A 24,000-nucleotide genomic window follows, 5' to 3' on the forward strand; every position below is an offset into this window, starting at 1 on the left:
CGCACTGACCGGCGCGGAGGTTCTTTCGCGTGCGGTTCCCGTAGCTGTACGGTTCCCGCCGGTGTTGTTATAACGTTTGGTGCCGCCGCATCGTGCGGTCGGCAGGGTGCGGGCCGGCGTGGTGCCGGACTGCGGGGCCTGGTCAGCGGCGGACCAGGTCTTCCGATTCGACGCCGAGGGCGGCCCGAAGATCGGTCTCGCGCTCACGCATCCCTGCGCGGACGGCATCGGCGAAGTCGTAGACGCCGTCAGCGAGCCGGTTCACCGCGCGGTTGAGGCCCTCCGGGCCAAGCGCGGACTGCATGCCGGCCTGCGCTTCGGTCACCTTGCGGAAGGCGATCACTCCGATCGCCACGCCGATTCCCATCCAGACAAGTCGTTTCATTTTATGTTCTCCGGAATTCAGCGGCTGCGGCGGCCGGCAGCGGGTTTCTTGCGGTTGGCAAACGCGGTGCGGACACCGTAGCTGAAGGCGGCCACCTTGATGAGCGGGGATCCGACTGTGGCGGCCACCAGCGAGGACAGCGCCGACAGGTTGGCCGAGGCGTCCGAAACGTTGGACGAGATACCGTCCACTTTCTTCAGCTGCTGGTTGGTGGTGGACACGGTGGCCGTGACCTCGTCCATCAGGGGCGTGGCGCCGTCGCTCAGGGACCGGATGGCCGTGCGCACCTCGTCAAACACCTTGCCCAGCTTCACGATGGGCACCGCGAGCAGCAGCACCAGGAGCGCAAACACCCCGGCAGCGATCAGGCCGGCAATATCGCCACCAGACATAGACGTTTCATCTCCTCGAAATTCTGTGGTTCGTGTCATCAGCGGATGCGTCAGCAAAACGCGTTTCCGCAGATGTCCCCCAAGTACCTTACATACAAAGAAGCCCGCGGCGCTTGCCACGGGCTTCTTTGGATACGCTGCCGGAATTTAGCGTGCGTAGAATTCGACGACGAGCTGCTCTTCGCAGGTCACGGGGACCTCGGAGCGCTTGGGGCGGCGGACCAGGCGTGCCTGCAGGGCCTCCAGCTTGACGTCCAGGTAGGCCGGAACGGCGGGCAGGACGTCGCGGTGGGCGCCGGCTGCTGCAACCTGGAGCGGGACCATGGTTTCGCTGCGGCTGTGGACGTGGACCAGCTGGCCCTCGCCGACGCGGAACGACGGACGGTCAACGCGGACGCCGTCAACCATGATGTGGCGGTGCACAACCAGCTGGCGGGCCTGGGCGATGGTGCGGGCGAAACCGGCACGCAGGACCAGGGCGTCAAGGCGCATTTCGAGCAGTTCGATGAGGTTTTCACCGGTCAGGCCCTTGGTGCGGCGGGCCTCTTCGAAGGCACGGGTCATCTGTGCTTCGCGGATGCCGTACTGGGCGCGCAGGCGCTGCTTTTCGCGGAGGCGTACGGCGTAGTCGGAGTCCTGCTTCTTGCGGGCACGGCCATGCTCACCGGGGCCGTACGGGCGGCGCTCCATGTACTTGGCGGCCTTGGGGGTCAGAGCGATGCCGAGGGACCGCGAGAGGCGGGCCTGACGGCGAGCACGAGTGTTGTTAGCCACTTGTGTCCTTCCAATATCTGCGGTGTGTCAGTGTTACTGGCCTCCACGATGGAGAGCATCGGCCAACCGCTGCCTTTTGCTACTGGGCACAGGGCATAACCTTCTCAACGTAAATTGGGGAGATTGTGCGTCCGTGCCTTGCCAGACAAACATCTATCCTACCACGGCGGCTACTTGCCCCGGACAATCTTCCGCAGCCGCTCCAGGCGCACCGCAATGTCCCGCTCCGCGCCGTTGGCCGTGGGCTGGTAGTAGTCCCTCCCCACGAGGTCGTCCGGGGGATACTGCTGGGCGGCTACTCCGTGCGGCGCATCGTGGGCGTATTTGTACCCCACGCCGTGGCCCAGCTGTTTGGAACCCGGATAGTGCGCGTCCCGCAGGTGCGCGGGGATGCCGTCCCCCAGGCCTGCCCGGACGTCGGCGATGGCCTTGTTGATGCCCATGTAGGCGGCGTTGGACTTCGGGGCGGTGGCCAGGTGCACCACGGCCTCGGCAAGGATGATGCGGCCCTCCGGCATCCCGATCAGCTGCACGGCCTGGGCCGCTGCCACTGCCGTCTGCAGCGCAGTGGGATCGGCCATCCCCACGTCCTCGGCCGCAGAGATCACGATCCTTCGGGCCACAAAGCGGGGGTCCTCCCCCGCTTCCAGCATCCGCGCCAGGTAGTGGAGGGCTGCGTCCACGTCAGACCCGCGGATCGATTTGATGAAGGCACTGATGACGTCGTAGTGCTGGTCCCCGGCACGGTCGTAACGGACGGCGGCAACATCGAGGGCACGCTCGGTGTGCTTGAGTTCGACGACGACAGGCCCTTCCCCTGCATCGTCCGCATCCCCGAACGCAACCCCGGCTGCCGCTTCCAGGGCCGTCAAGGCACGGCGGGCATCACCCCCGGAAAGCCTTACGAGGTGGTCCAGTGCTTCCTCATTGAGGTCCACTTTCCCGTTCAGGCCGCGAGGATCTGCAACGGCGCGCTGGATCAGTCCCTCGATGTCCGCATCGGTCAGTGGCTTGAGGGTCAGCAGCAGGGAACGGGACAAAAGCGGCGAGACGACCGAAAACGAGGGGTTCTCGGTGGTGGCAGCCACCAGGACCACCCACCGGTTTTCGACGCCGGGCAGCAGGGCATCCTGCTGGGCTTTGTTGAAGCGGTGGATCTCGTCGAGGAACAGGACGGTGGTGGTCTTGTAGAGGTCCCTCGCGGTGAGGGCGTCGTCCATCACCCGCCGCACGTCCTTGACGCCGGCAGTGATGGCAGAGAGTTCCACGAACTTCCGGCCCGGTCCCCTGGCGATCACGTGCGCCAGGGTGGTCTTGCCGGTCCCGGGAGGACCCCAGAGGATGAGCGACGTGGGTCCTGCCGGGCCGGTTGTGTCCGCTCCCGCCCCGGCAGCGAGCTGGCGCAAGGGTGACCCCTGACCCAGCAGGTGTTGCTGGCCCACCACCTCATCGAGGGTGCGGGGACGCATCCGGACGGCGAGCGGGCCGCGGGGGGAAGCGCTGCCTCCTCCCCCGGCAGGCCGCCCGACGGCAGGTGCAGCACTGTCGCCGTCGTCGTCATCATTGCCGGGCCCGTGCCCGAAGAGATCTTCCACATAGATAGGCTACTTCCAGTTCACCTTCCGGTTTCGCCGGAAGCCACGCGCGTCAGCGAAGGGTTGACCCATGTCCGTGCATGCCACCGGCGGAGCCAGGCCGCCGTCCGTACGGACCGCTTTCGTCCCCGGCGCCCGGCTGGCCGGATGGGCAGGGCGGTTCGGTGCTGCGCACGGCGGGTACCGGATGACGGATGACGACGACGGACTGCGGCTGATTGCCGCGGACGGCACCGAAGCATTGCTGCAGCCGCCGTGGCCGGTTGACGGACGGCCGGGCCGTGGGGCGGATGCCCTTGAACGGCTCGCGTCCCTCGCGTCCCAGCCGCGCAGGCTCGGCCTCCTGCTGGTCCGGCGCGGAGGATACGGCGTAGCGGTAGTAAGTGAGGGCGTGGTCCTGGCCTCCAAGGTGGGCTCCACCTATGTGCAGTCCCGGACCGCCGCGGGCGGCCAGTCGCAGCAGCGCTTCGCACGCCGGCGGAGCAACCAGGCAGACGCGCTGGTGGGGGCAGTCGCCGAACATGCCGGCCGCGTGTTCAGCAGTGCATCTTTTGAATACGTGGTTCCCGGGGGCGACAGGACCCTGGCCGGCCTTGTCCTCGAGCACCCGGCCCTGAAGGGCTATACCGCCTTGCCCCGGCTGGCCTGTCTCGACGTCCCGGATCCCAAGGCCTCGGTGCTGAGGAAAACCGCCGCCGATGCGTGTGCGGTGCGGATCCAGGTCTCAGACCCGTCCTAGTCAACAGCCCGTGAGAGCCCTGCGCGGCCGCTGCTGGCGGTAAATGTACCGTCCCGACTCCGTAAAACCCGCCTTGCTGTACAACTGCCGGGCAGCTTGGTTCGCGGCTGTAACCAGCAGCCAGAACCTGTCCACTCCGTGCGCGCCTCCCTCAGCAAGGAGGGCCTGGAGCACCGCCGTCGCATATCCCCGGCGGCGGCCCGACGCGGATGTGGCCATGCAATAGATTCCTCCCGTGCCGTGCACCATGGCGAGGCGCCCTACCGCGGCGGGGACACCGTCGTCGCCCCTTACGAGGGCATACAGCGACGGGCATCCGGTCAGGATGGCGCGCGCCGTGTCACGCTCCCCCTCTCCGCCTCGGCCGTCCACGCTCCACCAGAGGTGCAGCCACTCCTCGTCCGGCGCGTCCTGAACCTCCACCCGTCCGCTTCCGGAACCTGGGAAGCCGTTCCCCGAAGGCCGGGACATGATCAGCGTTTCCGACTGCCGGGTGAAGCCTTGGGCGTCCAGGACCTGGTTCAACCCGTCGTTGGCGGGAGTGTCCGTCATCTGGAAAATGAGCGGCAACCGCCGCTCCCGGTACCACTGCATCGCCTCGCGCAATGCTGCCAGGGGCTCCCCGGCAGTGTTCCGGGGCCACACCGAGTTCGCCCTCTGCGTGACCCCGGCCGCAGCACGGAGCACCCACTCCCCCGTGTCCCGGCGCTCAACCGCAGGCCAGGCGGCATCCATGAGTATCTCGAAGGCGCCGGTCTGGTGACCCGGGAGGCTGTGGACCACTGGGGTTCCTGTCTGCGGATAAGCCTGAAGGCCCTCCCATCCGGGAGGGCCTTCAGGCCAAACGGGGTAATGCCCTACTTGCCCTCTGCCGGCTTGGACTCCGGCTTGAAGTCGACACCGGCTTCCTTGCGCTGCTGGGGCGTGATCGGGGCGGGGGCGGCGGTCAGGGGATCGTACCCGTTGCCGGTCTTGGGGAAGGCAATAACGTCGCGGATGGACTCAACCCCAGCCAGCAGTGCCACCACGCGGTCCCAGCCAAAGGCGATGCCGCCGTGCGGAGGGGCACCGTACTTGAAGCCCTCCAGCAGGAACCCAAACTTGGTCTGGGCATCTTCCCGGTCGAGGCCCATCAGTTCGAACACCCGTTCCTGGACGTCGCGCTCGTGGATACGGATGGATCCGCCGCCGATTTCGTGGCCGTTGCAGACGATGTCGTAGGCGTACGACAGCGCTGATTCCGGGTCCTTGTCAAAGGTCTCCAGGAACTCGGGCTTGGGCGAGGTGAAGGCGTGGTGGACGGCGGTCCACTTGCCTGCACCCACCGCCACGTCACCTGAAGCAACGGCCGCGGCCGCAGGTTCGAACATCGGCGCGTCGACCACCCAGCAGAAGGCCCAGGCGGCGGGATCGATCAGGCCGGTGCGATGTCCTATTTCCACCCGGGCAGCGCCGAGCAGTGCCCGTGCCGCAGGCTTCTCGCCGGCAGCGAAGAAGATGCAGTCACCGGGCTTGGCGCCGACCGCGTCTGCCAGGCCTGCGCGCTCCGTGTCGGTCAGGTTCTTGGCCACCGGACCGGCAAGTTCGCCATCTTCCTTGAACAGGACATAGGCAAGTCCCTTGTGGCCGCGCTGCTTGGCGAATTCCTGCCAGCCATCCAAGGTCCGGCGCGGCTGGGAGGCGCCGCCGGGCATCACCACGGCACCGACGTAAGGCGCCTTGAACACACCGAAGTTGGTGTCCTTGAAGAACCCGGTCAGTTCGGTGAGCTCCACGCCGAAACGGAGGTCGGGCTTATCCGAGCCGTACCGGGCCATGGCGTCGGCGTAGGTGATCCGCTGGATGGGAGTGGGGATCTCGACGTCGATCAGCTTCCACAGGGCCTTGAGGATGTTTTCGCCGAGGGCAATGATGTCGTCCTGGTCCACGAAGCTTGCTTCGATGTCCAGCTGGGTGAACTCCGGCTGCCGGTCGGCGCGGAAGTCCTCATCGCGGTAGCAGCGGGCAATCTGGTAATACTTCTCAAAGCCGCCCACCTGCAGGAGCTGCTTGAACAACTGCGGGGACTGCGGAAGGGCATACCAGGAACCCGGTGCCAGGCGGGCCGGGACCACGAAGTCGCGGGCGCCTTCGGGCGTGGACCGGGTGAGGGTGGGGGTTTCAACCTCCACGAAGCCGTCCTTGTGCAGCAAGTCGCGGGCCACACGGTTTGCCTCGGAACGCAGCCGGAGGTTTCGGGCGGGACCGGGCCGGCGCAGGTCCAGGTAACGGTGCTTCAGGCGTGCTTCCTCGCCCACTTCAACATGCTCGTCGATCTGGAACGGGAGCGGCTCGGAGGTGTTGAGGATAACCACCTTGTCCGCCATGACCTCGATCCCGCCGGTGGCCAGGGCAGGGTTCTCGTTGCCCTCGGGCCGCTTGGAGACAGTGCCGGTGACCTGCAGGACATACTCGTTGCGCAGGCCGTGGAAGACTTCTTCCTCGCGGACCACAACCTGGGCCACGCCGGAAGCATCGCGCAGGTCCACGAAGGCCACACCACCGTGATCACGACGGCGGCCCACCCAGCCGGCCAGGGTTACGGTTTGTCCAATGTGCTCGGAACGAAGGGATCCGAGGTCATGTGTGCGCAGCACAGCACGCCTTTCTGCGGGGTTACAGCGGGAAGTCGATCGGGAAGTTCAATAGGATCGTTGCAGGAACGATTCCGTTCGAGTTTACCCGCTGCCAAGGGACTGTCACCGCATGAGCGCACACCAGCAACTTCAACGCAGGCTCGGCACGTTCGACGCCACCGCCATCGGGCTGGGCTCAATGCTGGGAGCAGGGGTGTTCGTGGTGTTCGCCCCCGCGGCGGCGCTGGCCGGCCAGCTGCTGGCCCTGTCGGTGGTCATCGCCGGGGCGGTGGCCTACTGCAACGCCGTGGCTTCAGCCGCCCTTGCCGCGAAGTACCCCACCAGCGGGGGGACGTACGTCTATGGGCGCGAACAGCTGGGTAAGTGGCCGGGATTCCTTGCCGGCTGGGGCTTTGTGACCGGCAAGACGGCGTCCTGCGCTGCCATGGCCCTGACATTCGGCAGCTACATCTCGCCGCAGTACGCCGTGCCGGTGGCCGTGGCTGCCGTGGTGGCCCTGACCGGCGTGAACCTGCTGGGCATCACGCGGACGGCGCTGCTCACCAGGGTCCTGCTGTGCGTCGTCCTGGCCACCCTCAGCTTCGTGGCTGTTGCCGCAGCGGTCGGGCCGCACCCCGATGCGGGACCTGCCGGATCCGCGGACATGGCCTCCCCGGGGGGCGTGTTGCCCGCGGCAGGCCTGATGTTTTTCGCCTTTGCCGGCTACGCCCGGATTGCCACCCTCGGCGAGGAGGTCAAGGATCCTGCCCGCGCCATACCGCGTGCCATCCTTGCGGCCCTCGCGGGTGCCTTCGCCATCTACCTCACCCTGTCGCTGCTCCTGCTGAACCACCTTCCCGGCGGGCGGCTCGCTGCCACCAGGACGCCGCTGCTCGACGCCGTGCTGCAGTCCGGGCTGGCGGCGGGGGCTCCCGCCGTCCAGGCAGGAGCCGCGGCGGCCTGCCTGGGCGCGCTCCTGGCACTCATCACCGGTGTCGGTCGCACCACCCTCGCCATGGCCAGGGAACGCGACCTGCCTGTACTTCTTGCGCGGGTCGGGGGAAAGCACACCGTGCCGTACGCCGCAGAACTCGCCGTGGCCGCCGTCGTCATCCTGCTGCTTGCCACCACGGACGTTATGACGGTGGTGGGCTTCTCCAGCTTTGGCGTACTGATCTACTACGCTGTGGCGAACGCATCGGCGTACACGTTGCCGACGCACCCGGCATATGCGCCCAAGTGGCTCAACGCCGTCGGCTTCGTGGCCTGCCTGTTGCTGGCCTTCACCCTGCCGCCGGTCCCGGTAGTGGCCATGGCCGGGGTCCTGGCCGCCGGCGTGGCGGGGCGGTGGCTGATGCTTCGGCTGCGCCGCTAAACGGACGCGGCGGCCTCTGCCGCCGTCAACACCTGTACTGCCAGGTCTTCCGACGGCGGCGTCCAGGTCTCCGGGGCTGCCACCACCTGTTCGCCAGTGCGGATGTCCTTGACCTGGTGTGTTCCGTCGTCGTCCGTGAACCATACAAAGGGGATGCCGCGGCGGTCGGCGAACTTGATCTGCTTGCCGAACTTTTCCGCTTTCGCTGCCACTTCGGTAGGAATGCCCCGGCTGCGCAGCTGGGCGGCCACGTCCTGGGCGGCATCCCAGCTGTCATCGTGGGTGAGGGCCACCAGCACCGCGGTGGGAACGGACCGTGACGCCCTCGCCAGGTCCTGGCTCAAAATGCGGGACACCAGGCGGGTGACCCCGATCGAAAGACCCACGCCCGGGAACTTCCGGTTTCCCTTCGACGCCAGTGCGTCATACCGGCCGCCGGAGCAGATGGAACCGAGCTGTTCGTGGCCCACCAGGACGGTTTCCACCACCGTTCCCGTGTAATAGTCCAGGCCGCGGGCAATGCTGAGGTCAGCCACCACCTTGCCGGGGGCGCGCTGGACGGCCGCCTCGATCACCTGTTCGAGCTCGCTCAGCCCTTCGTCGAGGAGTTCATTGCTGACCCCCAAAGCCTGGACCTGTGCCACGAACGAGGTGTCCTCGGTGCGGATTCCAGCCAACTGCAGGGCCTTCCGGGCCTGCTCGTCGGTGGCGCCCAGTTCCGTCTTCAGCAGTTCGGCAACCTTCGCCGCACCGATCTTTTCGAGTTTGTCGATGCTCCGCAGCACCCCTGCGGTGTCGTCCAGCCCGATTCCACGGTAAAAGCCTTCGGCAAGCTTCCTGTTGTTGATGCGCAGCCGGAAGTCAGGGATGGGGAGGGCGCTGAGCGCCTCGGCGATCACCAGCGCGATCTCGACGTCGTAGCGGAACGGCAGGTCGCCGTCACCCACCACGTCAATGTCCGCCTGGGTGAATTCGCGGGCGCGGCCCTCCTGGGGACGCTCGCCGCGCCAGACCTTCTGGATCTGGTACCGCCGGAAGGGGAACGCCAGGTAGCCGGCGTTTTCTACGACGTAGCGGGCAAACGGAACGGTGAGGTCGAAGTGCAGGGCAAGTGCGTGCGGATCGGCCTTGCCCTCCTTAACGGGGCTGGCGCCCTCATCATCCTGCAGCCGGCTGAGCCCGTAGACTTCCTTGTCGATTTCGCCCTTGCGCAGCAACTGGCCCACCGTCTCCACAGCGCGGGTCTCAATGGAGGAAAACCCGTGCAGTTCAAAAACGCGGCGCAGCGTATCCAGCACATGGAGCTCCACCAGCCGCTCCTCGGGAAGCCACTCGGGGAATCCGGACAGGGAGGCGGTGCGTGCCATGGTGGAGTTTCTCCTCTTGGTGAACGGTTGCCGGAACCTGCGTGGCAATCGGCCCGAAACGGGCTTGCGACGGCGGCAGTCCAGCCAGTCATGCATAAACTATGTGCGGCAGTCAGTTTATGCGTCATCCGCCGGCATCTCTAATGCAGCGGAGCGGCAGGGCTTGGCCGCCAACAACTGCTGACGCGGCCCCAAAGCCGCGCCTGCAGCAGCCCGACTATAAGGAGGACCCTTGGCGGCCAGTTCACGCAGTGCCCGCGAAACCAAACGGCGCATTCAGCAGATGGAAGCCAAGCGTGCCCTGCGGCGGGACCAGGAGGGCCGGCGCAAGCGTGACAACCTGATCGCCGCCGGTGCCGGGGCAACCGCAGTGGCCCTCGCCGTCGTACTCCAGCTCACTGCCTTTGCCGGCAACCCGACCGAGGATGAATTCGCTGCGGCGCAAGCCGGGTTGTCCAGCCCGCCCGCCACCGCCAGCCCTTCGGCGACGCCGTCGGCCCAGGCAACGAACGGTCCCAACATTCCTGCGGCCGGCATCGCCGCCGGCAAGACCTTCACGGGCGAACTCGTCCTCAACGGCAGCCCGCTCGGTGTGGAGCTGGATGGGACCAGCGCGCCGCAGGCCGCCGCGGTCTTCAAGTCCCTCAGCGATGAGGGCTTCTACAACGGAAAGAACTGCCACCGGTTGACCACCGGTGAGGCATTCGGCGTCCTGCAATGCGGCTCGGCCACGGGCGACGGGCAGGGAGACCCGAATTACACGTGGGGGCCGCTCGAAAACACGCCGGCGGACAACAGCTATCCGGCGGGAACCATCGCTGTAGCCCGGACGGGCAACAACGCCTACGGGAACGGCACCCAGTTCTTCATCGTCTACAAGGACACCGTGATCCCGGCAGACAGCGCCGGAGGCTACACGGTGGTCGGAAAGGTGACGTCGGGGCTGGACCTGGTGTCGAAAGTGGCCGCTGCAGGGGTCACCCCGGGCAGCAGTGTCACAGACGGCGCGCCCGTTGAACCAGTCACGATAGACTCGTTTTCTCTGAAGTAGGAAGCCCGGCCGGCGCGGCCGCGGTGCAGTACGTGCGTATTTCCCTCCAAGCGAAAGACTTTTAGCGGTGACAGACAGTCAGAAATCCGACGAAACAGCAACAGACCTGGCCGAAGCGGCGGCACCCGCAGCCGGCGGTGAGGCCACTGAAGCGGCCGGCACCCCCGCTGCGGAGGCAACCGAAACCGGGGCCGCTGCAGAAGAACCAGCCGCCGGCGAGGCTCCAGCGGCCGAAACGCCGGCTGACGCTGCACCTGCACCTGCACCTGCACCTGCGCCATCTCCAAGGTCAGTAGCGCCGTCTCCGGCCGCGTTCGCTTCCCGCCCCAAGCCTGCTGCCGCGGCCCCGGCCGCAGCAGCAGTACCGGCAGCCCCAACCACCTCCCTTGCGGAAGCCTCGAAGTGGGGCCGGGTTGAAGGCGACGGGTACGTCTTCCTGACCATTGACGGCAGCGAGCACGCCGTCGGGCAGTACCCGGGCGTGAGCGACGACGAAGCCCTCGCGTACTTCGCACGGAAATACGACGACGTCGTGGCCCAGATTGTGCTGCTCGAACAGCGCGTCAGCTCAAAGGCGCCCAGCACTGATATGCAGAAGACCGTGACGCACCTGCGGGAGCAGCTTGCGGAGCGCAACATGGTGGGCGACCTGCGTTCTGCGGAGGCCCGGCTGGACAAGCTCTCCGAACAGATAGTTGAGCTGGAGAAAGCCGAGAAGGCAGAGCACGACGCCGTCCGCGCCTCTGAACTGGCGGCCCGCGAGGCTATCGTGGCGGAGGCCGAGCAGATCTCCGGCCAGGACCCGGCACAGACTCAGTGGAAGACCTCCAGCGCCAGGATGAACGAACTCTTTGAGAGCTGGAAAACAGCCCAGAAGAGCGGCGTACGCCTGGGCAGGAGCAACGAGGATGCCCTGTGGAAGAGGTTCCGCGCCGCCCGCACGGTTTTCGACCGCCACCGCCGCGCCTACTTCTCCCAGCTGGACAGCAACAATTCCGCTGCCAAGTCGGCCAAGGAAAAGCTGATCGCTGAAGCCGAAGCGCTGTCCAGCTCCACCGACTGGGGTTTCGCCGCCGGCGAGTACCGCAGGCTGATGGATCAGTGGAAGGCGTCACCGCGCGCCAGCCGCAAGGACGATGACGCGCTGTGGGCCCGTTTCCGTGCGGCGCAGGATGTGTTCTTCACGAACCGCCAGGCCGCCAACGACGAAATCGACCAGGAATACGCCGCCAACCTCACCGTCAAGGAAGCGCTCCTGGCAGAGGCCAACGCCATCCTTCCGGTGAAGGACCTCGCGGCGGCAAAGAAGGCACTGCAGTCCGTCCGCGACCGGTGGGAAGAAGCGGGCAAGGTTCCGCGGGCCGACATGGGACGCATCGAGGCTGGCCTGCGCAAGGTCGAAGACGCCGTCCGCAGCGCCGAGGACGAACAGTGGCAGCGCTCCAACCCGGAGCGGAAGGCGCGGACCAACAGCGCCCTCTCCCAGCTGGAATCCGCGATCTCCGGCCTGCAGGATGATCTCGCCAAGGCGGAGAAGAGCGGCGACCAGCGCAGGATCAAGACGGCCCGCGAGGCCCTCGAAGCACGCCAGGCATGGCTGGACCAGATCCAGCGCTCGGCCAGCGAGCTTTCCTGATACACCTGCCCTGACCAGCGGGCCCGGTTCCGGTTATCCACATAACCTGAACCGGGCCTGTGCCAGTTAACGGCCCCCGGTGCAGGATGGACGAATGGTGATTCCACCGGCTCCTCCGGGCCCCGATCATGCAGCTGCGGCAGACGCTTTGGCGCCCCGCTTTCCCGAACTCTATTCCCCGGACATGCCCTTCGCCTGGCCCGAGCTGCAGTCCCTCGCGGCGGACGGGCTGCTGGACAGGATCCACCACCGCGGCTATACACTGCCAGGGCTCCCGGCCTCTCCGCAGCTGCGGGCACGGGCGGCGGCGGGGGCGGTGCCCGCTTCGGTCCGCCAAAGGGTGGTTGCCGGCCGGATGACGGCTGCCTGGATCTACGGCTGTGCCAGTGAGCCGGACAGGCTGGCCCTCCTCGTGGATGCGACGCGGAGGGTCTCCAGCCTCCGGACCACAAGGGGATGCACCCTCCATGAGGTACGGCTCGGGCCGTTCGATGTTGTCAGCCTCGGTGGCCTGATGGTCTCAAGCCCGTTGCGGACCGCCCTGGACATCGCCTTGCACGTGGACGCCGAGCGTGCCATCCCCACCCTGGAAAGACTGCTGGCGCGGCCCCAGAACGACGTCCGCCTGCGCCTGCTGGTCCTGGCAATAGAAGCCACGCCGCGGGTGCCCCACAAAAAGGCTGCCCTGGAAAAACTCGCTGCACTAGCTCCGGCGCTTGTTGCCGGTGGTCCGGTAGACGTCAAACACCCCGTCGATCCTGCGGACTGCACTGAGGACGTGGCTCAGGTACTTGGGGTCCCCCATCTCGAAGGCAAACTTTGAGATGGCCACCCTGTCCGTGGAGGTGTGCACACTGGCTGCCAGGATGTTCACGTGGTTCTCGGACAGGACCCGGGTGACGTCGGACAGCAGGGACTTGCGGTCCAGTGCCTCCACCTGGATCTCCACCAGGAAGACGCTGGACTGCGTCGGGGCCCAGTCCACGTCAACAATCCTGTCCGGCTGGTCCTTCAGGTCGGAGATGTTGGTGCAGTCGGTCCTGTGCACGGAGACTCCCGAGCCCCGGGTGACGAAACCGAGGATGGGATCCGGCGGGACCGGCGTGCAGCAGCGGGCCAGCTTCACCCAGACGTCGCCCACCCCACGGACCACCACGCCCGAGTCGGAGAAGCGGGCCTTGGTGACCTGGGTGGGAATGCTGACTTCGGCAATATCGTCGTCGGTGCTTTCATTGCCGCCGAGGCTCTCGACCAGCTTCTCCATGACCGACTGCGCGGACGTGTGGCCGTCACCGACGCCGGCGTACAGGCCGGAGATGTCGACGTACTTGAATTCCTCCGCCACCGCTGCGAGGGCCTCGTGGGTCATGAGCCGCTGCAGGGGAAGGTTCTGCTTCCGCATTGCACGGGTCAGCAGTTCCTTGCCGCGATCAATGGCTTCTTCGCGGCGTTCCTTGCTGAACCACTGGCGGATCTTGTTCCGGGCCCTGGCGCTCTTGACGAAGTGCTGCCAGTCCTGGCTCGGCCCTGCCCCCTCAGCCTTCGAGGTGAAGATCTCCACCCAGTCACCGTGGTTCAGTTCACTGTTGAGCGGAACCAGCTTGCCGTTGACCCTGGCGCCGATGGTGCGGTGGCCCACCTCGGTGTGCACGGCGTAGGCAAAGTCCACGGGGGTGGAACCCGCCGGCAGTGCCATGACCTCGCCCTTGGGGGTGAAGACAAAGACCTCCCGGGCGTTGATTTCGAAGCGGAGCGAATCAAGGAACTCGCCGGGATCGGAGGTTTCCTGCTGCCAGTCCACCAGGGAACGCAGCCAGCCCATGTCCCCGTCGCGGGGGCTGCCCGGGCCGACGGCCGTGCGGTTGGGCTGGTCCTTGTACTTCCAGTGTGCAGCGACGCCGTATTCAGCCCGGCGGTGCATTTCATGGGTGCGGATCTGGATTTCCACGGGTTTGCCGCCGGGCCCGATCACCGTTGTGTGCAGCGACTGGTACATGTTGAACTTGGGCATCGCGATGTAGTCCTTGAACCTGCCGGGCAGCGGGTTCCAGCGCGAATGCATGGTGCCCAGCGCGGCGTAACAGTCCCTGACCGAGTCCACCAGCACCCGGACACCCATGAGGTCGTTGATGTCGTCGAAGTCCTTATCGCGGACGATCATCTTCTGGTAGATGGAATAGTAGTGCTTCGGACGGCCAGTGATGGTCGCCTTGATCTTCGCGGCGCGCAGGTCTTCGGTGATCTGGTCCCGGATGACGCTCAGGCTCTTCTCCCGCTCGGGGGTCCGGTCCCCCACCATGCGGACAATTTCTTCGTACACCTTGGGATACAGCGCGGCGAAGGAAAGATCCTCCAGTTCCCACTTAATGGTGTTCATGCCCAGCCGGTGCGCCAGCGGGGCGAAAATTTCGAGGGTTTCGCGGGCCTTGCGGGCTGAGGATTCGGCCGACACGAAGCGCCAGGTCCGCGCGTTGTGCAGCCGGTCGGCCAGTTTGATCATCAGCACGCGGATGTCCTTGGCCATCGCCACAACCATCTTGCGGACGGTTTCGGACTGCGCCGCCTCGCCGAAGCTGACTTTGTCCAGCTTGGTCACGCCGTCCACCAGCATGGCAACTTCGGGCCCGAAGTCCCGCTTGAGGTCGGCGAGGGTGTAGGGGGTGTCCTCCACCGTGTCATGGAGCAGGGCGGCGGCAAGCGTTGTGCCGCTCAGGCCCAGTTCGGCGAGGATGGTGGCCACGGCCACCGGATGCGTGATGTAAGGATCGCCGCTTTTGCGCTTCTGCCCGCGGTGGCTCTGCTCAGCGACGTCGAACGCCCGCTGGATAAGGTCGAAGTCCTCTTTGGGATTGTTGGCCCGGACGGTCCTCAACAGTGGTTCAAGAATGGGTGAGTACGTGGCCGTGCTGCGCCCCGTCAGCCGGGCGAGCCTGGAGCGGGTCCGCTCCCTGCGGCCGGGGAATGTGGGACGGGACCCGGAGTTGTCGACCGGAACGAGCGGCCCGGGGCGCGCGGAGGCGGCCACCCCGGTCTGCATGCCGGGGGCAGGACTTTTGTCTCCTTGTGCCGTTGGCGCCGACGCCGAACGTTCTTCCAATGAAGTACCCCTCACCACCGTTTTAATTACTTCAGTCTATTCCCCGCGGCGGTGACTTTTATAACCGGCCCACTAAACGCCGACGGGCCGGACAACGCCAGGTTCCTGGCGCCGTCCGGCCCCTGCTGAAAAGTCAGGCCTGGGCGGGCTCCGCAGCCGCGTTCTGCCCGGCGGTGGCACGCCTCTGCTCAACGCGCTTGGCCTGCCTGACGAGGTCAGGCTCATTCTGCCGCAGCCAGGCGTACATCGGGGCCGCCACGAAGATCGTGGCCGCCGTTCCGATGAGGATTCCGACGAACAGCGCAAGGGAAAGGTCGCGCAGGGTACCGGCGCCCAGGAGTCCGGCGCCGATGAAGAGGATGGCCCCCACGGGGAGGATTGCCACCATCATGGTGTTGATCGAGCGGACCAGGGTCTGGTTGACGGCGAGGTTGACCTCCTCGGCGAACGTCCGGCGGGTCGAGGCGTCCAGGTCCGCGGTATTCTCGCGGATCTTGTCGAACACCACCACCGTGTCGTAGAGGGAGTAGCTGAGGACGGTCAGGAAACCGATGATGGCCGAAGGGGTAACCTCGAAGTCGCTGAGGGCGTAGACGCCGGCAGTGATGAACATCGTCACCGCCATGCCGGCAATTGCCGAGAGCGACATCTTCCACGTGCGGAAGTACAGGGCCATCAGCACGGCCGCGAGGAGCACGAAGACCACCAGGCCGATCAGCGCCTGCTTGGTGACATCGGCGCCCCAGGTGGGACCGACGAAGGTGGACGTCACCTCGTTCTCGGTGACACCGTACGCGCCGGTGAGTCCCTCCTTGATGCGAAGCGTCTCATCATCGGTGAGTTTGTCCGTTTGGATCCGCATGGTGGTGCCGGCGACGTTCGCCACGCGCGGGACACTGCCGGGCACCACATCGGTGACGGCCTTCTCCCCCACGGCTGCATCCGTGGTCTGCACGTTGGAGACCGTGAACTCCGATCCGCCGCGGAACTCGATGCCAAGGTTGAAGCCGCCCTTGGCCACCGGGATGAGAATGGACAGCGCAACAGCCACCGCCGCAATGATGAACCAGAGTTTCTTGGCGCCGACAAAGTTGTAGGAGCGTTTTCCGGTGTAGAGCTCGTTGCCGAAGTTGGCGAAGCCTGACATTACTTGTTCTCCTTCGCTGCGGACTTCGAGGAGCCCGCAAGCTGCTCCTGCTTCTCCGCCAGTCGGCGTTCCGCAATGGTCATCCTGCGTTCGGCTTCCGCTGCCGCGCCGGCGTTCTTGGCGCGGACCAGGGCCGGCTTGGCGTCCGGGGTACGGACACGCCCGGCACCGCGGTAAAGCGGGACGGCACCGAGGCGCTTGGGATCGAGGCCGGACAGCGGGTGGCCCTCGCCGAAGAACCTGGTGCGGGCCAGGAGCTGCAGCGTGGGGTGGGTGAACATGAACACCACGATGAGGTCGGCGATGGCCGTCAGGCCGAGGGTGAAGGCGAACCCGCGCACGTTGCCCACGGCCACGAAGTACAGGACCAGGGCTGCCAGCAGGTTGACGGCCTTGGAGGCCAGGACGGTCCGCTTGGCCCGCTTCCAGCCGTTTTCGACGGCGGAAACCAGGCCGCGGCCTTCACGGAGCTCATCCCTGATCCGCTCGAAGTAGACGATGAACGAGTCGGCCGTCTGGCCGATGGCCACGATGATGCCCGCCACGCCGGCCAGGGACAGGCGGTAGTTCTCCGTCCAGCCCAGGATGGCGATGGCGAGATACGTGAGGATGCCGGCCACCACCAGCGACGCGATGGTCACGAAGCCCAGCGCCCGGTACTGGAACAGGGAATAGACCACCACGAGCAGGAGTCCGATAAGGCCCGCGAGGAGGCCCATCCGCAGCTGTTCCCCGCCCAGGGTGGCGGAAATCTGCTGTTCGCTTTGGATTTCGAAACTGATGGGGAGGGCGCCGAACCGGAGTTGGTCGGACAGGGCCTTGGCACTTTGTTCGGTGAACCCGCCGGTGATCTGCGGGCGTCCGTCGGTGATGACCGCAAGGGACCGGGGCGCGGAAATGACCTGGTCATCAAGAACAATGGCGAACTGGGCCTTGGGGTCGTTGCCTGCGTCGCCGCCGGCGGCCACGTAGAACTGGTTCAGGCGTTCCGTGACCTCCTTGAACTTGGCTGTTCCCTGGTCGTCGAACTGGATGTTGACCGCCCAGTCGTTCGTGACGGCACCCTGCGCACCCTGCTGAAGCTGGAAGGAGGACGTGACGATGTTGCTGCCCTTGACCTCCACCGGGCCGAGGATGTACTTGATGGCAGGGGTGGAGTCGGTGGCAGGCTCGCAAGTCACCAGCGGCTTGGCCGGGTCCGAGCGTTCCTGCTTGTCCTGGGCAGGGTTGTCGCAGTCCAGCGTCTCGAACTGGCGGTAGACCTCAGGGGTGATCCAGTTCGTGTCGCTGCTGTTGGCAGGTTCCGCCGTCGGCTTTGGCAGCTGATCCTCGGGCGCCCGCTGCTCCTCCGGCACCGGCGCACCTGCTCCGGCGAGCAGGACGGGGCGGAAGTTCATGTCCGCCGAGGCCTGGATCAGGTCTCGGGTCTGGCTCGAGGGGGTGCCGGGAAGGCTGACCACCACGTTGCGCCCGGACTGGGTGCTGATCTCAGCCTCGGCAACACCTGAACCGTCAACACGCTGGCGGATGATCGCCACGGCCTGGTTGAGCTGTTCCTCATTGATGTCCGAGCCGCCCTCGACCTTGGGCGCCAGGATCATCTGGGTGCCGCCTTCGAGGTCCAGGGCCAGTTTGGGTGCCCAGCTTGCCTGTCCGGCAAGGGTGCCTCCGGCCAGGACGGCAGTGAGTGCGGCGAGGATTACACCGAGCCAGACCAGGACCCGGAGGCCTGGTTTCTTGGGGCCAGTTCGTGCCATTGTCGATCTTTCTCTTATTCACGGAGGAACCGCCGGTGCCTGCCGTGCTTGCACCGGCGGCGGTCCGCAGCGGTAGAGGTTGTTGGGAAGCAGCGGGGACTAGCTGTCCTTCTTGCCCTCGTCATTGAGGCGCTGCGGGGTTTCGTCCGGTGTCTCCGCCGTCGCAGCGGTGCTGCCGCCTTCGGACGCCGTCAGGGAGGAAGCATCGTCCGGCACGGCCGGGGAAACAACCTCGGGCTCGGCTGCCACCGCGGGTTCCACAATCTTGGTGACGGCCTGGCGGTGCACGGTGGCGAGGTTGCCCGGCGACAGTTCCAGGGTGACCTTGTTTTCCTCCTCGTCGATGGCCACGATGCGGCCGAACAGGCCGAAGCTGGTCATTACCTCCACGCCCGGGCCGAACTTCGACTGGAGCTCCGCCTGCTGCTGCTGCGTCTTCTTGTTGCGGCGGAACATCATGAAGATGAAGACGCCGAGCATGACGAACAGGAGAATTGACATTGGATCCAAGGGGAATTCCGTCCTTTATTTACATAGCTGATTTTCCAGCAACTTCGGCTTCGCTCCGGCCGGGGCAGGACAGTAAGGCAGGCAAAAGCCTGTCGGGTTCCCTTCCCCAGCGACGCAGGAGGCCGGTGGCCGCCCACGAAACAAAGACCCGAACGTGCCGAGCGTCATACCAGTCTAAAGGGAAAAGCTGAACGCAGCCTGCCTATGGGCCCTCCGGGGCCCAGCCGCCCGCGGGTTCGGCGTCCCCGGCCGGTTCGAACAGGTCCAGCTGCTCCTGCGCGAAGACTCCTGACGGAATGGCATAGCCGAGGTGCGTCCAAGCGGGAGCCATGGCTATCCTGCCCCGGGGGGTGCGGCCCAGGAGTCCTTCCCGTACCAGGAAGGGCTCCGCGACCGTTTCCACTGTTTCGGTTTCTTCGCCGACGGCGATCGCGAGCGTGGACAGCCCCACGGGCCCGCCGCCGAACTTGGTGATGAGTGCTTCAAGGACGGCGCGGTCAAGCCGGTCCAGGCCCTTCTTGTCCACCTCGTACATGTCCAGGGCAGCGGACGCCGCCCGCGCGTCAATCTGCTCAATTCCGTGGACCAGGGCCCAGTCCCGCACTCGCCGCAGCAACCTGTTGGCAATACGGGGGGTGCCCCGGGATCGTCCCGCTATTTCGCTGAAACCGGCGGAATTGACTTTGAGGTCCAGCAGGCCGGCAGAGCGGCGCAGCACGAGTTCGAGCTCGGGGACGGAGTAGAACTCCAGGTGGCCGGTGAATCCGAACCGGTCGCGCAAGGGCCCGGGCAGCAGGCCGGCGCGGGTGGTGGCACCCACCAGGGTGAAGGGCGGCAGTTCAAGCGGAATCGCAGTCGCCCCCGCCCCCTTGCCCACCACGATGTCCACCCGGAAATCCTCCATGGCCATGTACAGCATCTCTTCCGCCGGCCGGGACATGCGGTGGATCTCGTCCAGGAACAAGACCTCGCCCTCGGAAAGGGAGGACAGAATGGCGGCGAGGTCTCCAGCGTGCTGGATGGCGGGACCGCTGCTGATCCGCAGCGGGGCACTCATTTCGGACGCAACGATCATGGCAAGGGTCGTTTTACCCAGGCCTGGCGGCCCCGAGAACAGCACGTGGTCCGCGCTGCGGCCGCGCATCCGTGACGCCTTCAGCACCAGGGACAGCTGTTTCCGCACCCGGTGCTGGCCCACGAAGTCATCGAGGTTCTTGGGCCTGAGCGCTGCCTCAATGGCCCGCTCCTCGGGTTCCTCGCCCGCGGCCACAAGGGACGGTTCAGCCACGGCTGGCTAGCCGGTTGCCGGCGCGCGCGCCGTCCTGGCCCAGCCACCGGAGGGTAGTGCGCAGGATCTCCGGCACGTTGCCGCGGAAGGAAACCTCGGGCTCGTCCGCCAGGGCTTTGTCGATGCTTGCCGAGGCGTCCTTCTCGGACCAGCCCAGGCTCGTCATCGCGGCTACCACCTGCGGTTTCCAGGCGGCCCCGGCTGCCGTGGACGCCGCGGCGGCACCCGCGGTGCCGTGCGGCACGAGCTTTCCGGCCAGCTCCAGCACGATCCGCCCGGCCACCTTGGGACCGATGCCCGGCACCTTGGTGAACGTCTTGCTGTCCCCGGTGTGCGCGGCCACCCGGATGGCCTCCGGTTCGTGCACGGCCAGGACAGCCAGCGCCAGCCGGGGGCCAACCCCGCTCACACTGAGCAGGACATCGAAAACCTCACGCTCGTCGTCGGACGCGAAACCGAAGAGGGTGAGCGAATCCTCCCGCACAATCAACGAGGTGAAGAGCTGGCCCTCTTCCCCGGCCCGAAGCCGGCTCAGGGTTTGCGGGGTGGCGTTGACGCTCATGCCCGCACCGTTGAGGTCAATGACAGCCGTGGAAAGACCCACGTGCGCTACCGTCCCGCGTAGGAAACTGATCAAGGCCGGGCTCCTGGTGTATTGCCGGGCTCCAGGGAGCAGGACCGGCTATCCGAACATATCTACGAATACCCTAGCAAGCCGCCGGGACAATCAGCGTGCGCGGCGCGCCTTTGCCTCCGCCTCGGCCCAGGCCCGCTGGGCGGAAGTGAGGGATGAACTGCCGGGTCCTGTGGTGACTGCACCCTTGTTGGAGGTGCCGCTGCCTGACCGCCAGGCGTGGGTGATGGCCAGCGCCAGGGCGTCGGCCGCATCCGCAGGCCGTGGCGGCGCATCGAGGCGAAGGATCTTGGTGACCAGCTTCGTCACGGCATCCTTGTTGGCGGAACCGCTGCCGGTGACGGCCGCCTTGACCTCCGACGGCGTATGCAGGGCCACCGGGATCCCCCTCCGGGCAGCGGCGGCGATCACCACGCCCGACGCCTGGGCCACGCCCATCACCGTGCTGACGTTCAGTTGGGAAAAGACGCGTTCGACGGCGAGGACCTGCGGTTCATAACGGTCCAGCCATTCATCGATCGAGGTGGCTATGACCAGGAGCCGCTGGTCGAGGCTTTCGTCGGGCGAGGTGCCCACGACGCCCACCGCAACCATGGTGGCCCGCCGGTTCCGTTCCACGTCCACCACGCCGATCCCGCATCGGGTCAGGCCCGGGTCCACCCCGAGGACGCGCAGCGTCACGGTTGGGCGGGCGCGGCGGGCGGGCGGTACGTCACTCAGATTCCAGGGCGGCCTGGACGTCGTCGCTGAGGTCGGCGTTGCTGTAGACGTTCTGGACGTCGTCGAGGTCTTCCAGCGCGTCAACGAGCTTCATGAACTTCCTGGCTGCTTCCAGGTCCAGGGGAACTTCCATGGACGGAACGAACTCAGCCTCATCAGTGTCGTACTCGATGCCGGCCTCCTTCAGGGCGTCGCGGACGGCCTGGAGGTCCTTGGGGTCTGAGTGGATCTCGAAGGTTTCGCCGTTGTCCTTGACTTCCTCGGCTCCGGCGTCCAGGACAGCCATCAGGACGTCGTCCTCGGTCAGGTCCTTCTTGGGCAGCGTCACCACGCCCTTGCGGCTGAACAGGTAGCTCACCGAGCCGGGATCGGCAATGGTGCCGCCGTTGCGGGAGATCGCGAGGCGGACCTCGGAGGCGGCGCGGTTTTTGTTGTCCGTGAGGCATTCGATCAGCAGGGCGGAACCCTGCGGGCCGCGGCATTCGTACATGATCTCTGTGTAATCGACCACTTCACCGGTGAGCCCGGCTCCGCGCTTGATGGCACGGTCGATGTTGTCGGCCGGGACAGACGTCTTCTTCGCTTTGGTGACGGCGAGTTCCAGGCCCGGGTTGCCTTGCAGGTCAGGGCCGCCCATGCGCGCGGCAACTTCAATATTCTTGATCAGCTTGGCAAACGACTTGGCGCGCCGGCTATCGAGGATGGCCTTCTTGTGCTTGGTCGTTGCCCATTTGGAGTGGCCTGACATGCTCTACGCTTCTCCTCTGATCATGCGGATAAAAAGTTCGTGTACGCGTTTCTCCCCAGTCACTTCCGGGTGGAAGGAGGTGGCCAGCAACTGGCCGGAACGCACTGCAACAATTCTAGCCGTCCCGGGCAGCGGGACCGCGTGGGACGCGTGTTCCGGGTCGGCCGGCTCAACCTGGGCAAGGATTTCGACGCCGGGACCCACCCTCTCCACCCAGGGCCCCCGGATGAACACGGCATGGACGGGCGGGACGCCGTCTTCCGTTGCGCTGAATTCAAGGCCTTTGAACTCCAGGTCCGTCTCGAAGGACTCGCGCTGCCGGCCGAAGGCGTTGCGGCGGACGGTGATGTCCAGGCCGCCGAAGGTCTGCTGCGGTGCCCCGGACAGGTCCGTCGCGGGATCGGCAATGTCGTCGGCAAGCAGGATCATCCCTGCACATGAGCCATAGACGGGCAGGCCTTCGGCGATGCGTTCCCGCAGCGGTTCGGCCAGATCAAAGGCGCGCGCCAGCTTGTCGATTGCAGTGGACTCGCCGCCCGGAATCACCAGCCCGTCCAACCCGTCCAGTTCCTTCGGGCGGCGGACGCCCACAGCCTGGGCACCCGTCCGTTCGATCGCACGGAGGTGCTCGCGGAAGTCGCCCTGGAGCGCCAGCACACCGATCCGAAGGCCGGCGCCCGGGCGCGCAGAATCAGCTGAAGGGGAATTTGCCATCCAACCAGCATAAGCGCCCAAACCATCCTGCCTGGCTCATGGCAGGCGCCTGGCGGAGGTTGCATGCCGTTGCTGGGATATATTCAAAACATGCTCTACTTCAGTGTTCCGCTCGGCAAGCTGGTGCGCCGCGTCTCCCGGCTCAGAGGTGGCGGGTCCGCCCTGCCCGGGCTGGTGGTTGAAAAAATCGACCCCGGCTTCATGCGGCGGACGCTCACCACGCTCCCCCACGGCGTCGCTGTTGTCAGCGGCACGAACGGCAAGACCACCACCACCAAAATGGTGGTGGAGCTGCTGGAAAGCCAGGGCCTCAAGGTCTTCACCAACCGCACGGGGAGCAACTTCACCCGCGGTGTGGCCGCAGCCCTGCTGGGCGAGGTGGATTGGCGCGGCCGGCTCGACGCCGACGTCGCGGTCCTGGAACTCGACGAAGCCCACGCCGTGCACTTCGTCAACAGCGTGCCGCCGCGCTACTGCCTGCTGCTGAACGTCCTCCGCGACCAGCTGGACCGCTTTGGTGAAATCGACAAGACGGCCCAACTGCTCCAGCACATCGCTGCCAAGACCACCGGGACGGTGGTGCTGAACCGTGAGGATCCCAGGGTGGCCCGGATCGCCGAAACGCTGACCGGCCAGGACGTCAAATACTTCGGCCTGGACGATTCGCTCCTGGGCACCTTCCCCAACGACGACGATATGCGGGCCGCTCCCGGCAGTCCCGCCCCGGCGGGCCTGCCGGAGAAGCCCGCTGCCGACGTCGTCCTTCGCAAGGTGGGCGCGGACACGGCCGAGTTCGAGTACGACGGCGTCACGGTCAGCACAGGCATGAAGCTTCGGGGTGTCTACAACATCTTCAATGCGGCCGCGGCGCTGACGCTCGCGCGGAGCATCTGCGGCAGCGGCGCCGCCACGGCCAACCAAGAGACCCTGTTGGATGCGCTGTCCCACGTGGCACCGGCATTCGGACGCGGGGAAAGCCTTACCGTGGACGGCCAGCCCCTGGACCTGGTCCTGGTCAAGAACCCGAGCGGCTTCCGGCTCGGCCTGAAGTCCTTCCCGGCCGGAGGCTACGCCACCATGATCGCCATCAATGACAACTATGCGGACGGCCGGGATATGTCGTGGCTGTGGGATGTTGAGTTCGATTCCCTGCGGGAAGGCGGGGTGGACCAGCTGACCGGGTCCCGCGCCTATGACATGGCCCTCCGGCTGCAATACGACGACGTCCCCGTCGGCAGTGTGCAGACGGACATTGCGCCGGCCCTTGCAGCCTTCATCCGGGAAGCCCGGGGAAAGCCGAAGCGCATCTTCTGCACCTACACCGCCATGCTGGCCATCCGCCGTGAACTGTCCAAAATCACCACCGTGGAGGTTGTCTCTTGAGCCAGGCAGGTGCGGACCCCGCACGGGAGAACTCTGAGAGCAAGGGCACCCTCCGCGTGGTGCAGCTCTACCC

22 protein-coding genes are annotated in these 24,000 nt (G+C 66.2%); 6 read left to right on the plus strand and 16 right to left on the minus strand.

Annotated features, from left to right (window positions below):
* Positions 1-142: 142 nt before the first annotated feature.
* The 4 genes from SMD14_RS10750 to SMD14_RS10765 all read right to left on the minus strand — a co-directional run bounded on the left by SMD14_RS10750 (position 143) and on the right by SMD14_RS10765 (position 3,146).
* The gene (locus SMD14_RS10750) at positions 143-385 is read right to left on the minus strand and encodes a hypothetical protein (RefSeq protein ID WP_231754896.1); all 243 of its coding nucleotides are present in this window, start codon (positions 383-385) and stop codon (positions 143-145) included.
* Positions 386-402: 17 nt separating this feature from the next.
* On the minus strand, positions 403-777 hold the full coding sequence (locus SMD14_RS10755; protein WP_157242066.1) for a DUF948 domain-containing protein: 375 nt from the start codon (positions 775-777) through the stop codon (positions 403-405).
* A 147-nt stretch (positions 778-924) separates the two neighbouring features.
* Positions 925-1,551 (minus strand): 30S ribosomal protein S4, encoded by a 627-nt coding sequence (gene rpsD / locus SMD14_RS10760; RefSeq protein WP_066276228.1) that lies wholly within the window; start codon positions 1,549-1,551, stop codon positions 925-927.
* Between the two features lie 170 nt (positions 1,552-1,721).
* On the minus strand, positions 1,722-3,146 hold the full coding sequence (locus SMD14_RS10765; RefSeq protein ID WP_321213630.1) for a replication-associated recombination protein A: 1,425 nt from the start codon (positions 3,144-3,146) through the stop codon (positions 1,722-1,724).
* Between the two features lie 70 nt (positions 3,147-3,216).
* Here SMD14_RS10765 and SMD14_RS10770 point away from each other — a divergent pair, with 70 nt between their 5' ends.
* On the plus strand, positions 3,217-3,885 hold the full coding sequence (locus tag SMD14_RS10770; protein ID WP_157242065.1) for an acVLRF1 family peptidyl-tRNA hydrolase: 669 nt from the start codon (positions 3,217-3,219) through the stop codon (positions 3,883-3,885).
* Here the strand turns inward: SMD14_RS10770 and SMD14_RS10775 are convergent, their stop codons facing one another.
* Both SMD14_RS10775 and aspS read right to left on the minus strand, forming a co-directional pair.
* On the minus strand, positions 3,886-4,620 hold the full coding sequence (locus SMD14_RS10775) for a GNAT family N-acetyltransferase (RefSeq protein WP_157243157.1): 735 nt from the start codon (positions 4,618-4,620) through the stop codon (positions 3,886-3,888).
* A gap of 122 nt (positions 4,621-4,742) precedes the next feature.
* Entirely contained in the window at positions 4,743-6,521 is a 1,779-nt protein-coding gene (gene aspS, locus SMD14_RS10780; RefSeq protein WP_321213631.1) for an aspartate--tRNA ligase, read from the minus strand.
* 109 nt (positions 6,522-6,630) lie between these two features.
* Here aspS and SMD14_RS10785 point away from each other — a divergent pair, with 109 nt between their 5' ends.
* Complete coding sequence (locus tag SMD14_RS10785; RefSeq protein ID WP_321213632.1) at positions 6,631-7,875, plus strand: APC family permease; 1,245 nt, start codon at positions 6,631-6,633, stop codon at positions 7,873-7,875.
* Here SMD14_RS10785 and hisS read toward each other — a convergent pair.
* Positions 7,872-9,242 carry a histidine--tRNA ligase gene (gene hisS / locus SMD14_RS10790; RefSeq protein ID WP_157242063.1) on the minus strand — a complete coding sequence of 457 codons (1,371 nt, stop codon included), beginning with the start codon at positions 9,240-9,242 and terminating at the stop codon, positions 7,872-7,874. The genes SMD14_RS10785 and hisS overlap by 4 nt on opposite strands.
* Before the next feature lie 232 nt (positions 9,243-9,474).
* Here hisS and SMD14_RS10795 point away from each other — a divergent pair, with 232 nt between their 5' ends.
* The 3 genes from SMD14_RS10795 to SMD14_RS10805 all read left to right on the plus strand — a co-directional run bounded on the left by SMD14_RS10795 (position 9,475) and on the right by SMD14_RS10805 (position 12,752).
* Positions 9,475-10,293 carry a peptidylprolyl isomerase gene (locus SMD14_RS10795; RefSeq protein ID WP_157242062.1) on the plus strand — a complete coding sequence of 273 codons (819 nt, stop codon included), beginning with the start codon at positions 9,475-9,477 and terminating at the stop codon, positions 10,291-10,293.
* 67 nt (positions 10,294-10,360) lie between these two features.
* The gene (locus SMD14_RS10800; RefSeq protein ID WP_321213633.1) at positions 10,361-11,929 is read left to right on the plus strand and encodes a DUF349 domain-containing protein; all 1,569 of its coding nucleotides are present in this window, start codon (positions 10,361-10,363) and stop codon (positions 11,927-11,929) included.
* Positions 11,930-12,023: 94 nt separating this feature from the next.
* Positions 12,024-12,752 (plus strand): type IV toxin-antitoxin system AbiEi family antitoxin, encoded by a 729-nt coding sequence (locus tag SMD14_RS10805; protein WP_231754895.1) that lies wholly within the window; start codon positions 12,024-12,026, stop codon positions 12,750-12,752.
* Here SMD14_RS10805 and SMD14_RS10810 read toward each other — a convergent pair.
* From SMD14_RS10810 to pdxT, 9 genes are all read right to left on the minus strand, one after another.
* On the minus strand, positions 12,633-15,026 hold the full coding sequence (locus tag SMD14_RS10810) for a bifunctional (p)ppGpp synthetase/guanosine-3',5'-bis(diphosphate) 3'-pyrophosphohydrolase (protein ID WP_157242061.1): 2,394 nt from the start codon (positions 15,024-15,026) through the stop codon (positions 12,633-12,635). The genes SMD14_RS10805 and SMD14_RS10810 overlap by 120 nt on opposite strands.
* Positions 15,027-15,159: 133 nt before the next feature.
* Positions 15,160-16,173: a protein translocase subunit SecF gene (secF, locus tag SMD14_RS10815; protein ID WP_321213634.1), complete on the minus strand. Its 1,014-nt coding sequence runs from the start codon at positions 16,171-16,173 to the stop codon at positions 15,160-15,162.
* The gene (secD, locus tag SMD14_RS10820) at positions 16,173-17,930 is read right to left on the minus strand and encodes a protein translocase subunit SecD (RefSeq protein ID WP_157242059.1); all 1,758 of its coding nucleotides are present in this window, start codon (positions 17,928-17,930) and stop codon (positions 16,173-16,175) included. Before secD ends, secF begins: the two co-directional genes overlap by 1 nt.
* Positions 17,931-18,029: 99 nt before the next feature.
* Positions 18,030-18,431, minus strand: coding sequence for a preprotein translocase subunit YajC (gene yajC, locus SMD14_RS10825; RefSeq protein WP_157242058.1), 402 nt, complete (start codon positions 18,429-18,431; stop codon positions 18,030-18,032).
* Between the two features lie 211 nt (positions 18,432-18,642).
* Positions 18,643-19,728, minus strand: coding sequence for a Holliday junction branch migration DNA helicase RuvB (gene ruvB, locus SMD14_RS10830; protein WP_321213635.1), 1,086 nt, complete (start codon positions 19,726-19,728; stop codon positions 18,643-18,645).
* Positions 19,721-20,365, minus strand: a complete 645-nt coding sequence (gene ruvA / locus SMD14_RS10835; protein ID WP_321213636.1) for a Holliday junction branch migration protein RuvA — start codon at positions 20,363-20,365, stop codon at positions 19,721-19,723. The genes ruvB and ruvA overlap by 8 nt, the downstream gene beginning before the upstream one ends.
* A 90-nt stretch (positions 20,366-20,455) precedes the next feature.
* A complete protein-coding gene (gene ruvC, locus SMD14_RS10840; protein ID WP_321213637.1) occupies positions 20,456-21,043 on the minus strand; it encodes a crossover junction endodeoxyribonuclease RuvC in 588 nt (195 codons plus the stop codon).
* A gap of 31 nt (positions 21,044-21,074) precedes the next feature.
* Positions 21,075-21,830 carry a YebC/PmpR family DNA-binding transcriptional regulator gene (locus SMD14_RS10845; RefSeq protein WP_157242056.1) on the minus strand — a complete coding sequence of 252 codons (756 nt, stop codon included), beginning with the start codon at positions 21,828-21,830 and terminating at the stop codon, positions 21,075-21,077.
* 3 nt (positions 21,831-21,833) lie between these two features.
* Complete coding sequence (gene pdxT / locus SMD14_RS10850) at positions 21,834-22,544, minus strand: pyridoxal 5'-phosphate synthase glutaminase subunit PdxT (RefSeq protein WP_157242055.1); 711 nt, start codon at positions 22,542-22,544, stop codon at positions 21,834-21,836.
* 90 nt (positions 22,545-22,634) lie between these two features.
* On the opposite strand from pdxT, the gene SMD14_RS10855 reads away from it, so the two are divergent.
* The gene (locus SMD14_RS10855; RefSeq protein WP_321213638.1) at positions 22,635-23,927 is read left to right on the plus strand and encodes a MurT ligase domain-containing protein; all 1,293 of its coding nucleotides are present in this window, start codon (positions 22,635-22,637) and stop codon (positions 23,925-23,927) included.
* Positions 23,928-24,000 lie beyond the last annotated feature (73 nt).

The organism is Pseudarthrobacter oxydans (assembly GCF_034258515.1).
Taxonomy (GTDB): Bacteria; Actinomycetota; Actinomycetes; order Actinomycetales; family Micrococcaceae; genus Arthrobacter.